At 39.4% G+C, this 14240-nt stretch carries 7 protein-coding genes; all 7 read left to right on the plus strand.

All coding sequences use genetic code 11. The features are described from left to right. The first annotated feature begins 46 nt into the window (after positions 1–46). The 7 genes from BWD47_RS00760 to BWD47_RS00790 all read left to right on the plus strand — a co-directional run bounded on the left by BWD47_RS00760 (position 47) and on the right by BWD47_RS00790 (position 14124). A complete protein-coding gene (locus BWD47_RS00760; RefSeq protein WP_075593191.1) occupies positions 47–3490 on the plus strand; it encodes a DEAD/DEAH box helicase family protein in 3444 nt (1147 codons plus the stop codon). Positions 3491–3544: 54 nt separating this feature from the next. After that, a complete protein-coding gene (locus BWD47_RS00765) occupies positions 3545–5125 on the plus strand; it encodes a class I SAM-dependent DNA methyltransferase (protein ID WP_075593192.1) in 1581 nt (526 codons plus the stop codon). Further along, positions 5122–6282, plus strand: a complete 1161-nt coding sequence (locus tag BWD47_RS20070; RefSeq protein ID WP_075593193.1) for a restriction endonuclease subunit S — start codon at positions 5122–5124, stop codon at positions 6280–6282. Before BWD47_RS00765 ends, BWD47_RS20070 begins: the two co-directional genes overlap by 4 nt. Positions 6283–6432: 150 nt before the next feature. Beyond that, the gene (gene zorA, locus BWD47_RS00775; protein WP_075593194.1) at positions 6433–8604 is read left to right on the plus strand and encodes an anti-phage ZorAB system protein ZorA; all 2172 of its coding nucleotides are present in this window, start codon (positions 6433–6435) and stop codon (positions 8602–8604) included. Further along, positions 8604–9362 carry an OmpA family protein gene (locus BWD47_RS00780; RefSeq protein ID WP_074988548.1) on the plus strand — a complete coding sequence of 253 codons (759 nt, stop codon included), beginning with the start codon at positions 8604–8606 and terminating at the stop codon, positions 9360–9362. The genes zorA and BWD47_RS00780 overlap by 1 nt, the downstream gene beginning before the upstream one ends. A gap of 2 nt (positions 9363–9364) precedes the next feature. After that, positions 9365–11059 carry an EH signature domain-containing protein gene (locus tag BWD47_RS00785; protein WP_075593195.1) on the plus strand — a complete coding sequence of 565 codons (1695 nt, stop codon included), beginning with the start codon at positions 9365–9367 and terminating at the stop codon, positions 11057–11059. 41 nt (positions 11060–11100) lie between these two features. Beyond that, on the plus strand, positions 11101–14124 hold the full coding sequence (locus BWD47_RS00790; RefSeq protein ID WP_075593196.1) for a DEAD/DEAH box helicase: 3024 nt from the start codon (positions 11101–11103) through the stop codon (positions 14122–14124). Positions 14125–14240 lie beyond the last annotated feature (116 nt).

Consider the following 14240-nt stretch of genomic DNA (forward strand, 5'->3'; position numbering starts at 1 on the left):
TATAAAAATAGTACAATCAAGTAGGATGAAAAAGGAATTAGCAACAATGAAACACTCAATGAACTTTGAACATATCAAACAACGATGGCCTGAATTACACCAACTTGCAGCATTTGCTGAAGAGTATGCTATCAGCGATCCTCAAAGCTCATTGGTAAAATTGCGTTGCTTTGCAGAGAAAGTTGTTGGCTTTTTATATGAAGAGTTATGCCTGCCTGTTTTACCAAATTCTAATATATTCGATAAACTCACTGCCGATGACTTTACAAGCGTAGTGCCAAGACAAATTACGGATAAACTCCATGCAATTCGTAAAAGTGGTAATCAAGCTGCCCATCAAGGTAGAGTAGATCAACAGCAAGCTATATGGATATTAAAAGAAAGCTATTTTATTGCCTCTTATTTGTTTATGGCTTATGCAAAAGGGTCTCAACAAGAGTGTCCAGAGTTTAAAGTACCTGCACAAGTTCAGCCAAGTAATCAAAGTGATGCTGAGTTTGCTAAAAAGAACAAACAGCTTACAAAGCAATTAGCCGAGAACCAAGCTCGTTTAAAGCGTGCTCTCGATGAGCTTGAAGCTGCAGAGCTTGCACAAAAATTAGCACAACAGCAAGCTGCAAAGCTAAAGCAAGCGATCAATCAAGAAAAACTAAAACAAGTACAAAGTCTTAATAAGCAAATAGTTAGTTCCAGCTTTGATTTTAACGAGGACGAAACTCGTAAACGAATTATTGATTTAGATCTTCGTAATGCAGGCTGGCATGTTGCACTTGATGATGAATCAACAGAAGAAGTTGGCAAAGAAGTCAAAGTGAGTGAGCAACCAACACCAACAGGCATTGGTTATGTCGATTACGTTTTATGGGATAACGATGGTCAACCTCTTGCTGTTATTGAAGCAAAACGATCTCGTGAAAATATTGAAAAGGGTCGACAACAAGCGACGCTCTACGCTGATGCTTTAGAAAAGCAATATGGCCAGCGCCCCGTTATTTTTTACTCGAATGGTTGGGACATTAAAATCCTCGATGATGCACAAGGTTATAATAGTCGAGGCTTATATGGTTATTATTCAAAAGATTCTCTGCAATACTTACTTAAGCAACGCACACTAAAAAAAGACCTAAATCAAACGCCAATAGATACAAACGTTGCGGGTCGTTTGTATCAAATGGAAACAATCACCCGCGTGTGTGAGCGTTTTAGCGATAAACACCGTAAAGCCCTTATAGTTCAAGCGACGGGAACAGGTAAAACCCGCGTATCTATTGCACTTGCTAAACGTTTGCTCGATGCTGGCTGGGCAAAACGGGTATTATTTTTATGTGACCGTAAAGAGTTACGCAAACAAGCAGGCAACGCATTTACTGAATTTACTAATGAACCAGTCCATATTGTTGGTAAAAGTGCTAAAAACAGCGCTGGTAGTGCACGTGTATTTATCGCTACCTATCCGGGTATGCTTCGCATAATGAACAAGTATGATGTGGGGTTTTTTGACCTTATTGTCGCTGATGAATCGCACCGCTCAATTTACAATATTTATGGTGATATTTTTAAATACTTTGATGCGCTTGAAGTCGGCTTAACCGCTACACCTGTTGAAATGGTATCGCGCTCAACCTGTGATCTATTTGGTTGTGATTATAAACTACCAACCGCTAACTATCCCCTTGAGGATGCTATAGAGCAAGGTAACTTAGTACCTTACAAAATTGTAAGTTACACCACACAATTTTTACGAGAAGGTATTAAAAAAGACAACCTTACTGATGAGCAAATAGCACAATTAGAAGATCAAGGTATAGACCCTAACGAGCTTGACTTCGATGCAAAGCAAATAGACGAAGCCGTTAAAAATAAAGATACCAATAGATTAATACTGCGTAATTTAATGGAAAAAGGGCTACGTGACAAAGACGGGCAGCTACCAGGTAAAACAATTATATTTGCCCGTAACATAGCTCATGCAGAACTTTTAGCACAATTGTTTAGCGAACTTTATCCACAACATGGTGCTAACTTTTGCCGCGTTATTCATTCAAAATACGAACGTGCCGAAGAGCTAATAGATGACTTCAAATCGAGTGACGAAAATAGTGTTCGTATCGCTGTGTCAGTTGATATGCTTGATACTGGCATTGATGTACCCGAGTGTGTCAATCTTGTGTTCGCTAAGCCAATTAAATCAAAGGTGAAATTTTGGCAAATGATTGGTCGAGGTACACGCTTATGTGAGCACTTATATGGCCCAGGTAAGCATAAAACACACTTCTTAATATTTGATCATTGGGCAAACTTTGAATACTTTGACGAAAACCCAGAAGAAGAAGACGTTAAACAAGCTAAATCACTGTTGCAAAAACTGTTTGAAACGCGCATAAACCTCGCACAAACAGCGCTTAAAAAAGCCAATATGGATGTGTTTGATCAAACTATATCGTTACTTCACCAAGATATTAATTCTTTACCAATGGAATCAATATCAGTGCGCGATAATTGGCAAGTAGTAGAAACCTATAAAGGCCTAAAACGCCTAAATCAATTTACACCAAATACAGTCAGTGATTTACTTGAAAAAGTTGCACCACTAATGCAATGGCGCAATATTATGGGGCAAAGTGAAGCCTATAAACTTGATTGCGAAATAACTGTTATTCAAACATTATTATTAACAGATACAAGTCAAATTGATCTAGCAAAGCAAAATGTCATGGCTAAAGTTGAGTCGCTACAAATGCACTTAAACGAAGTGCGTGCAAAAGCACCAGCAATAGCAGTGATCCAAACAGATCAATATTGGCAATATTTAACACATACAGCACTTGAACAAAGCCGTGTTGATTTACGCAGTATTATACATTTACGTAATAAAAACGTGACGCCGCCAACAAGCGAGTTTGTACTTGATATAAAAGAAGATTCAAATCAAATACACGAAACCGACAGGCTAACAAAAATAGTCTCGATTGATTATCAGATATACCGCCAAGAAGTAGAAAAAACCCTTGCGCCACTATTTGAAACAGATGCTGTATTGAAAAAAATTCGTGCCGGAGAGCCCGTAACAGAGGCCGATCTTGCTCAGTTAAGTTCACTAGTTCACACCCAAAACCCCAGTGTCGACCTGAATACACTGAAAGAATTTTTCCCTGACTCAACAGCGAGCCTAGATAAAATACTGCGTACTATAGTGGGTATGGATAAACAGGCAATTGAGCAAAGCTTTACAGAATTTGTGCAACAAACTCATACGCATATGAATGCCAAACAACAGCGCTTTATTGGCATGTTAAAAAATCACCTTGTTCGCAATGGTAGTATTAATATTGAGCAACTTTACGATGCGCCATTTACTCAAGTTCATGATATGGGGCTCGATGGCGTATTTAGTGAACAACAAGCCGACATAATTGAGCAATTTATTGCGCAATTTAATGTACCATTGGGCACCAAAATTAATGCAGTAGAAAAGCAATTACAGCCATAAGCCTATTTTTCAAACTGCGCAGCAACATATAAAAGCATTAGGAATTGAATATTAATGATCACAGGTCAACTTAAAAGCAAAATCGATAAACTCTGGGAAGAATTTTGGACCGGTGGTATTACTAACCCGTTAACGGTAGTCGAGCAAATCACCTTTCTAATGTACGCCCGTATGCTTGATATGAGCGAGCAAGCTGACGAAAAACGCAGTGCACGTACCAATAAACCATTTACCCGCCGTTTTAATGATGACGAGCAACATTTGCGTTGGCAAAACTTTCGTCACTTAGGGGCCGAAGAGCTTTATAAATTAGTGAAAGATGAGCTATTCCCATACTTTTCAAAAGCAGGGGATGACGAGTCAACCGAAGGCGCAATTTTTAACGAGTTTATGAAAGATGCGCAACTGATGATCCAAAAGCAGTCGCTATTGGTTAAAGCGGTTGAAATGGTCAACGACCTGCCACTTGAAAACTCTGACACCAAAGGCGACTTATACGAATACTTGCTAAGCAAACTAACAACAGCAGGCATTAACGGCCAGTTTAGAACCCCGCGTCATATTATCCGTGCAATGGTCGAAATGATGGATCCAAGTATTACTAGCCGCATTTGTGACCCATCAACAGGCACCGGTGGCTTTTTAACTAACGCTTACGAATTTCTGCTAGAAAAATACACCTCAGCGGAAGGGGTTGAACGCGAGCCTTTATACGATACAGACGGCAATCCATTACTTGATAGCAACGGCAAACCGTTAGAAAACCTGTTGTACTCAGGCGATTTAATCGACCCAGAGCAGCGTACACACATAGATACCGACATGTTCCACGGCTTTGACTTTGACGCCACCATGTTACGTGTAGCCGCCATGAACCTCGTGATGCATGGCATTAAACAGCCCGACATACATTACCAAGATACCCTAAGCCAAAGTTTTGCTGAGCGCTTTCCAAACGAGGCAAAAGAAGGCATGGACATTATCCTTGCCAACCCGCCATTTAAAGGCAGCTTAGACGAAGAAGACGTATGCCCTGAGGTACTTCGTAAAGTAAAAACCAAAAAAACCGAGTTGCTGTTTGTCGCCTTAATAGAGCGCATGTTACGTGTGGGTGGTCGCTCAGCCACTATCGTCCCTGACGGTGTATTATTCGGCTCATCAAAAGCGCACCAACAATTGCGACAATTGCTAGTCGATAACAACCAGCTTGAAGCGGTTATATCCTTGCCAAGTGGTGTATTTAAACCTTATGCGGGCGTTTCAACCGCGATTTTAATATTCACCAAAGGTGGCACTACCGACCATGTTTGGTTTTATGATGTACAAGCCGATGGCTTCTCGCTCGATGATAAACGCACACCGATTAAAGATAGCGATTTGCCTGATTTAGTTGCTCAGTTTAAAGCCCGTGATAAAGCTATCGCAACCAGCGAAGAAAACGACAAAACCCAAAAAGCGTTTTGGGTAAGTAAAGAAGACATCACTTCAAATAAATATGATCTTTCCATTAACCGCTACAAAGAAGTGGTTTATGAAGAAGAGCAATATGATCCGCCAAAAGAAATCTTAGGCAAGTTAGTTTCATTGGAAAATGAGATATTGGCTGATTTAAAAGAGCTGGAGGCAATGCTGTGAGTTGGCCTTTAGCTTCTTTAGGAGAGGTAGCTCCTTCAAGACCGCTTAAAAACCCTGAGATTGTTGACGAAAACTCGGTTTGGCAACTCAATCTAGATAAGGTTGAATCTCATTCAGGAGTAGTTACTGAAAAAGTTTATGCTTCGGTTCAATCAGCAGGCTCTTCAACACATTGGTTTGATGAACGGCACGTACTTTACTCTAAGCTACGCCCTTATTTAAACAAAGTAGTGTTGCCAGAAGAGCAAGGGTTAGCTACCACTGAACTTGTCCCGTTGTTTCCAGATAAGGATAGATTAGATAGAAAGTATTTAACCTATTATTTGCGATCTAACAGCTTTGTAAATTGGATAAGCGATCAAGTTGCTGGTGCAAAGATGCCTCGTGTATCTATGAAAGTGTTCTGGGAGCATCAAATCCCACTCCCTCCACTTGAAGAACAAAAACGTATCGCTGCAATTTTAGATAAAGCCGACAGCGTGCGCCGTAAACGCCAACAAGCCATCGACCTCGCCGACGACTTCCTCCGCAGCGTATTCCTAGATATGTTCGGCGAACACTTTACTACTGAAGGGTATGCTATTTCTCATAAGAAGAAGATAAAGGAACTAGTTGATTACATCGACTACAGAGGGAAAACTCCTAAAAAGTCTGATTCTGGTATACCTTTGGTTACAGCTAAAAATGTGAAAAAAGGCTTTGTCTCTGAGGAACCAAGAGAATTTATACCTGCGGAAAATTACTTAGACTGGATGACAAGAGGTTTACCTAAGGAGGGCGACGTTTTATTTACTACCGAAGCACCATTAGGAAATGCGGCATTACTAGGTTGTTACGACAAAGTTGTTGTAGGACAAAGATTAATCGCTCTAACAGCTAAAGGAGAATTAACGCAAGAATATTTACTTTATTGTTTGTTAAATCAGTTTATTCAAGATGAAATTTATAAACGTTCATCAGGTAGCACAGTGAAAGGAATCCGTACAAAAGAATTGTATGAAATAGAATTGCCGGTTCCTGATATTAAGCTTCAAGAAAAATTTAGCAAAGCCTACAAAAAGTCTGTTCAAAGTAAGCATAAACTTCAAGAAGCCATTATTGAATCAGATAACATGTTCAACTCGCTAAGCCAAAAAGCTTTCGCGGGTGAGTTATGAGCCGAAAAGCCTTTATTCGTAATAGCCTTGACGCTCACTTTTCTGGCCAGCCAAGGATTGTTCAACTAAGTCCGTTTAGCAACGAAATCAGTATTTTGGCAAGTTATAACAAAAATTAGTAATACCCAATAAACTAAGGGAGTAGTAAATATGTTGGATTCTATGCCATCGCATTGGTTGATACCGCAATCTATATTGGGTGTATCGTTTTGGTTTGCATTAATAGCAGTGTTTGTTGTTGCTTTTATCTCGATTATTGTACTTACCGTTAAGAGCAATAGTCGAGTAAAGCAGGTCAGGCACATTATCAATGGTGAATCTATTAGCACGCTTTATGATAATAGCTTGGCTATTAGCGAGCGTGCTAAAGCGTCAAAATCTAAAATAGTGCATAGCCTGTGGCATGAATTTGGTGAAAGCTTAGTAAAAGACGACCGCTCGCAACGTATTTACAATACTTTGGATGCAGAGCACTTTTTTAACCATAAAACCCTTTCAGCGGGGCTTTCATCTAATAGGTTATTAGCGGCTACCCCTTCATTTTTAACCGCAATTGGTGTGTTAGGTACGTTTATGGGCCTTACTATGGGCCTGCGTGATATTCATATTGAAAGTAACGATATTGAAATACTAAAAACCGGTATTGCTAGTATGATGAGCGGTGCAGCTTTTGCCTTTGTTACCTCTGTATGGGGAGTTGGTTTAAGCTTACTGCTGAACTTTATTGAAAAAATAGCAGAGCGTTTAATTATACAAAACATTACTGCCGTACAGCACCGTATTGATTTTTTATATCCGCGTTTACCCGCTGAAAAATCACTGGTTGATATTTCTAAAAACACCAGTGATAGCAGTGAGGCTTTAAAGGAACTGCATGAGCGAATTGGAGATAAATTACAGGAGACTATTTCCGGTGTGAGTGACAGCATGCAAGATGCTTTTACTAACGCACTTAATAATGTAATGGCACCTGCGATGCAGTCGTTAGTCAGTAATACCAGCCAACAAACCAGCGGCGTGCTGGAGCATTTAATTAGTAACTTTACTGAAAGCATGCAAGCCGCAGGCAGAGGCCAAGGCGAGCTTATACAAAAGTCAACTGAGCAAATGCATGATGCAGTAAGTAGCTTGAGCGGGCAAATGAGCGCAGTGCTAGAACAAAGCAGTAAACAAGCTGAGTTACTGGTTGAGCAACAAGCGAGTGCGTCATCGCTATTTAACCAGCAACTCGAAGCGATGCTGAGTAAAAGCGAAGAACGACAACAGCTTATGGAGCAAAAGTTATTTACAGCGATTGAGTCGCAGCAGCAATCGCAAGCTACGCGAGAGGCAAACCATGTAGATAATTTACAGTCGGTATTAGGTGGTTGGTTAACTGAGCAGTCGCAAACGCTTAGTAAACTTTCTGACTCTATGGCCGAAGTACAAACTGCAATGAGCGAATCGAACCGTGGATTTGTTAATGAGCTTTCGAACCAAAACGAAAAAACAACGGCGCAGCAACAGGCATTTACCAGTGGCCTTGAAACCAGCTTACAAAGCTTTATGCAAAACACTGAACAGCGTCAAAAGGCACTTGAAGACACGTTTGGCTCATTAATTAATAGCCAACAGCTTGAAACGGCTAAGCGTGACTCAGAATATCGTGAGCAATTACAATCGCAGTTAAGTAAGTGGCTAGCACAACAAGACCAAATGCTTACCTCAATGACTGATGCGGTAAAACGAACACAAACGCATATGGACTCGGTTATTGCACAGCATAAAGATGTAATTGGCGAGCTTAAAACGGTTGCAGAGTCATCAGCTACGAGTAGCCAAAACTTGAGTAACAGTTCAAACCAGATAGGGGTGTTATCGGGTAATTTATTAAAGGCAACAGAGCTGTTTGATACGCGCTTAGGAGACATGACCGACACTATTAAAGGTATTTCAGCTCAAAATGATGGATTAGCAAATCACGTGATTGAACAAGCTAAAGTGCTAAGAGGGCTCGAAACCTCACTTGTAGCTACAACAGAACAATTTGGTAATACTGCTAAATTAGCTCAAAGCGGTTTTAGCGAAATGAAAACACACCAGAGTGAGTTTATACGTGGTGTTGAGGCATCGTTTGAGGGACTAAGTAATACGTTAGCTAAGCAAGTGTCGGATATTGAAAAGCAAACGAATGAGTGGCTACGTAGTTATTCATCAGAAGTAAATACCCAAGTTAAAGAGCGTATGGAAACCTGGAATACCACAACCCTTGAGTTTAGTGACCAAATGCGCAGAACCGTTAGCTCTATTTCTGATTTAGTGGATGAATTGGAGCGTAGCTAATGCGAGTATTTAGAAGCAACCAAGTCAGTGTTGATGAAGAAAACCCGTATTGGATGTCATTTTCGGATATCTTGTCGGGGTTACTGATTTTATTTGTTTTAGCATCTGTAGTACTGATGGTTGAACTTATAGAAGCTAAACAAGAGCTTGAAAATAAGCAGCAAGTATTTACTCAAGAGCTTGAAATGCTTCATAAAGCTGAAGGTGTTCGCAGAACTATTTTACATGAAGCGGCTGATTTGCTTCGTAAGCGAGGAATACAAGTTACAGTTAGCGAAAATGAAACAGTATTGAGTATTCCAAATGATATTTTAGGGTTTGATAGCGCTGCATTCAATATAAGTCCAGAGTTTGAAGGCACCGCGCTTGAAATTGGTGAAGTGCTTGCCGAGGTTATAAATAAAGATAACCGAGAGCAATTTCTCGATACTATTTTTATTGAAGGACATACCGACAGTAAAAACTTTTACGGCATGATGGGTAAAGGTAATTGGGGATTGTCGACGTTTAGAGCTATTTCGTTATGGGAACTTTGGGTTAAATTACTGCCGAGCCAACATGACCTCGCAGGGATTATGAATAAAGAAGGTAACCCACTTTTTTCGGTTAGTGGCTATGCGGCAACACGTAGAATGATAGTTGAAGAACTAACAGAAATTGATTTTAGAGCCAATAGGCGAATAGATATCCGTTTTACTATTCGTAGGCCTACTAGTGCGGAATATGAAACTGTAAGAAGCCGTTTGGAGATGCAGTAAGTATGTTGCTTTTACCTCCTATCCCAGAGCTTGCTCAGTTTAACTGGGAACGTATTTCTCAGCAGTGGAGTAGCTTAATAGTTCAAACGAAAAAAATTGCTGATGGTGCAGGACAAGGCGAAGAATTTAAAGCCCTTGAGCAACAGGTTAATCGCTACGTTATGTACGATCAAAAAGAAAAGCTAAAACCAATTCTAATTAAGCGAAAAGGTGTTCGTGTTTTAACTCAGTTATGGATTGATAAAGAAGAAGTAAGAAAAAACTCCTTAAACGAAGAAACAATAGATTACATTCAAGCTAAACACCCCAAACTTGGTATGTCGTCGTTAATGAATTTAATTTCGTTAGTTTATCGTTATTTTGATGCACTGGTTGATGGCAATATTTTTAATCGATTAACGCAGTGGCTTAACCATCAAATAGAGCTGCGTTTAAAAGATCGCAAAAATTCAAGTGACACAATATTGTCGGTACTTAATCAGGCTAAATGGCTGCTTGATTTAACAGCCCCTAAGGCACTAGTTAACCTTGCCAAACAAAACCACTTAGACTTAAACGAACAATTAAAAAAACTACGCTTAAATGAGCTGCCACAAGGGCGCTTTTTAGATATTTGCCACGCGCAATATTACTTAGATACGCTAAGAGAAATTCCCGTTGGTGAGCAACATGATGTACTGCATGAGCTATTAAAGCATGACGTTGCCACTATGCCTTTTGAAGAAGGTAAACGAATAGGGCACATAGCGCTTGAAATTATTATTGATCGCTCTGCTGGCGCACCCAGTGAAGTATGGCAAAATTTTGTACTGAATTTAGCTGGTGATCCGCGTATTGCTAATACAGCAAATAACTACCGCCAGTGGTGGAAGCCTATTGGTGAAAATAGAATAAAAGCAGTGACAAGCTGGCTTGCTAAAGAAGACTTACGATTATTTTTAGGAGCCATTGAAGAGTATGCGAATTACATCGGTGATGAAGCGTTAAATAGAATGTTCCCTGCGCGTAAGCGTTTTTTAGAAGGGCTTTATGAGCATGGTTTTGTGCGCAATGCGCGGCTAATGCTTGGAAACCAAGCGGAGCTTACAGTTAAGCGAGTGCTAGGAAAGAGTTTAACTACCAGTTATATAAAGCTTAGAGGAATGGCTCAAACTTCCATTATTTATTTAGATTGTGGTGATTTTCATATCATTGAAGGCTCTCATAACTTTAAGTTATGGATTTATATGGGGTTACCTAGTGAGAAGCTTAACGATTACTCTTTGAGTGAGCTAAACCATTTTGCTTTAACAAATAGCTTTCCACAAGAGTATAAAAGAAACTATCCCAAAGGCGAGCTAATGCCAATTCAACACTCGCCGACTTCTTGGCAAAAAAATGCTATTGATTTTTTAACTCAGAACGGTGTTGAGCTCGATTTAGAAAAACTCTTTGATAAAGACGAATACAGAAGATATATAAATCGTTATGGACTACCTGTGGTAAAAAAAGATTTTGAAGAAAAGAATCTTTTTGAAATAAATTTATTAAACGCACTAGAGATGTACCAACCAATTACCGCCAAAGAGCTCGTAAAGGTTTTAAACAGTGAGTTTAATATGATGGCTGATCGCTCAACTGTTAATTCTAAACTTTATTCAATGTTATCTGAAAGTAGAGTAACCAGAGACGACATGCTTTACTGGCAACTTGCTTGAAAATTGTGCTCTAGGAATGTTTGAAAGGGAATCGATAAAATATGTCACTTGTTAGTTTGATAAAAGGGCTTTTGCCAAACAATACAAATAGTTCTTTAGTAGATGAACAGTATTCTTTAGTGTATGACTCGTATGGTGTTAATTTTGCCACTGATGAGGCGTCATTCCATTGCCTGAACAAAGGTGAGGGGGGAGGGCAGCAGCTTATTCAACATGTTGTCCTTAAAATGCTTGAAGAAAGAGATATAGCTGAAACACTACCTAATGGCTTTAGATTAGACAGTGAGCAAGCATGTTTATTAGACCCAGAAGATGCAGGCGTTTTAGGGCTACCGCCTTTTTTTAATAACGACTTTGACATTGATATTCAAGGTAGAACAACTAAATGTAGTTTTAACCTGCAGTTATTTGCAAAATTTGAGCAGCAAAAATATCCAGTAAAAAGAAAAGGCCCTACACTTTTTTTTAGTGAGCAAACTCAGTATTTAATGACGCCAGAGCAGCTTAATGCTGTGTTAGCCGTAGAAGAGCATTCTTCGCTTAAACCTGATGAACGCAATGAATTAAATAATGTGTTGGTTGTCGCTAAGTTACAGCAAGCTGTTAAAGATGGATTAAAGCTAGATTTAAAACATTTTGATAAGTTTGATTTGGTACAACCAGAAAACATCACAGTAACTGCAAACCAAAGGGCCGATGGTAGTTTAGAGCTTAGCCCAAGCTTTGGTGATGGTTCATCACCTGAAGACGTGCAGAATCGTTTAGCTCAGCTCCAGGGCGATGGGCAAGTAATGCGAATAAAAGACCGCATTGTTTTACTTACTGACGATAAAAAGCAAGCTGTTAAAGAAGTACTGCAAAATAGAACTATTCCTGCACATAAAGTTGCTGAATTTATTAAAACACCTTCAGCTTTTTTAGATGCATCTGTTTTAAACCTCGATCTTGGATTTTCTCTCAGAGTAGCTGGTATTGGTAAAATGGTACACATTCCCTTTGGTCAAGACAGCGATGGCAGTAATGGCTGGTTTTCGACAAATGCAGAAAGTGAACCACCAGAGCGCTTGGTTAAGCTACTAGAGTGTGAGGAAGATGTTGTATCGTTTGAACAAAGCTATCAGCAAGCTAAAGGTCAAAATGCCGATAGTGTTCTTGTTGATGATGAGTCAATTGATATACGCGATGAGCAGCGAGTAACTGAAACACTCGCAGAGGTAAGAGAAAATTTAGCAAACCTACCCGATGAAAATAACATATCTGATACTGATGATTTGCCGGTTAAAACAGAACAAGTTTCTTTATTACTTAAAGACACCGAAGAACATAATAAAGATATAGTTAATAAAGTTGCGCAGCTTGATAAAGGTATTAGCTTTGACAGGAGTAATTTAGCGAGAACTCCTTTTCCACACCAAGAATCAGGCATTAGTTGGATGTTGTCGTTACTTAAATCAGCGCAGTTGGATAACTATGATGATATGTATCGAGTACAGGGGGCTTTGTTAGCGGATGATATGGGGCTAGGTAAAACATATATGACGCTAGTAATGATGGCTGAGTACATGGAAATGCAAAGGCAAAATAACAAACTAGAAAAGCCTATATTAATAGTTGCTCCACTTAGCTTATTGGAAAACTGGGAACAAGAGGTTGGTGCTACCTTTAATAAGTCGCCATTTAGAGATATCAAAGTATTACAGTCAGCAAGAGATCTAAAAGAGTTTAGGGTTAAAGGTGCTGAAAGAGAGTCGATGCAGCTGACCTCAGTTATAAATGACTCTCATGCAGATCATGAATCTATTCGTTACGCTTTACACGTTGGGGCTGATGCAGCTATAAAACGCTTGGACATGGATAGACGTGTTGTTATTACTACATACCAAACACTTCGAGATTATCAGTTTTCACTATGTGTAATTGATTGGGGGGTTGTGGTATTTGATGAAGCTCAAAATATTAAAAACCCTAATACGCAAGCTACCCGTGCAGCTAAAGGTTTAAAAGCTGATTTCAAGTTATTAGCAACAGGTACACCCGTTGAAAATAGTTTAAGTGAGTTTTGGTGTTTAATGGATACAGCACAACCTGGGCTATTAGGCGATTGGGGCTATTTTAGAGAGCGGTGGATTAAGCCAATAAGCAGTGCTAATGAGGAAGAAAAAGCAGAAGTGCGTTTAGAAATTGGTAACGATTTACGTAATGCTACAGGCCAGTTTATGTTACGTCGAACCAAGGAAGACGAGCTAACGGGAATGCCTACTAAAACAATTAAAACAGGCATTCATAAAGACTTGGCTGAAAATATGGCATTTACACCAGAGCTTGCTCGTAATATGACCGGTGGCCAACTACTTGGCTATAACCAAGTTGTAGAAGATTACAGAGCAGAAAAAGCAAAAGAGCAGGGTGGTGGACATGCCTTAACGGTATTACAGCAATTAAGGGCTGTTAGTTTACACCCTAGGCTTGACGAGGTTTTTAAAAAGCCACCTAATAATGCAAAAGATGCTCAGCGTAATTTACAAGAGTCTGAAAAGTTACGCATGCTGTTAGATATATTATCCGATATAAAAAGCAGACAAGAGAAAGTAATAATTTTTGCAACAACTAAAAAACTTCAAGCTGTTCTTAAGATATGCCTAGATAAAATTTATGAGCTTAATATTCATGTTATTAATGGCGATAGTAAAGCGATGAAAACTAATAAAGATCAGTTATCCCGTAAGGGGATGATTACTGACTTTGAAGCAAAAGACGGCTTTAACATTATCATTATGTCACCTGTTGCTGCAGGGGTAGGTTTAACTGTTATTGGCGCAAACCATGTAGTGCATTTAGAGCGCCACTGGAACCCAGCAAAGGAAGCACAAGCGACAGATCGTGTGTATCGTATAGGGCAAAAAAAGCCTGTTTTTATTCACTTACCTTGTCTTCTACACCCAGAGTATGACTCATTTGATGTAAATTTAGATAAGCTACTTGCAAAGAAAACGATGCTCAGAGATGCCGTGGTTACGCCTGAAGCAGTCAACGAGCATGAATTAATGGCATCAATGGGGTTGTAAAAGGAGTTTGATTCACAAGCTTGCGAAATTTTTAACAAAGAGAAAAATATTATTATTTATACACATCAACTAATAGGGTTGAAGTATTTAATTAGACCTTAGGCTAAAAAAGGATA

Origin of the sequence: Pseudoalteromonas sp. PAB 2.2 (genome assembly GCF_001938575.1) — a bacterium.
Classification (GTDB): Bacteria; Pseudomonadota; Gammaproteobacteria; order Enterobacterales; family Alteromonadaceae; genus Pseudoalteromonas; species Pseudoalteromonas lipolytica.

Excerpts from the sequence above, each read along its gene's own strand:
- BWD47_RS00780 (WP_074988548.1), top strand. The coding sequence starts at position 8,604 with ATGCGAGTATTTAGAAGCAACCAAGTCAGTGTTGATGAAGAAAACCCG.
- BWD47_RS00785 (WP_075593195.1), top strand. The coding sequence starts at position 9,365 with ATGTTGCTTTTACCTCCTATCCCAGAGCTTGCTCAGTTTAACTGGGAA.
- BWD47_RS00760 (WP_075593191.1), top strand. The coding sequence starts at position 47 with ATGAAACACTCAATGAACTTTGAACATATCAAACAACGATGGCCTGAA.
- zorA (WP_075593194.1), top strand. The coding sequence starts at position 6,433 with ATGTTGGATTCTATGCCATCGCATTGGTTGATACCGCAATCTATATTG.
- BWD47_RS00790 (WP_075593196.1), top strand. The coding sequence starts at position 11,101 with ATGTCACTTGTTAGTTTGATAAAAGGGCTTTTGCCAAACAATACAAAT.
- BWD47_RS00765 (WP_075593192.1), top strand. The coding sequence starts at position 3,545 with ATGATCACAGGTCAACTTAAAAGCAAAATCGATAAACTCTGGGAAGAA.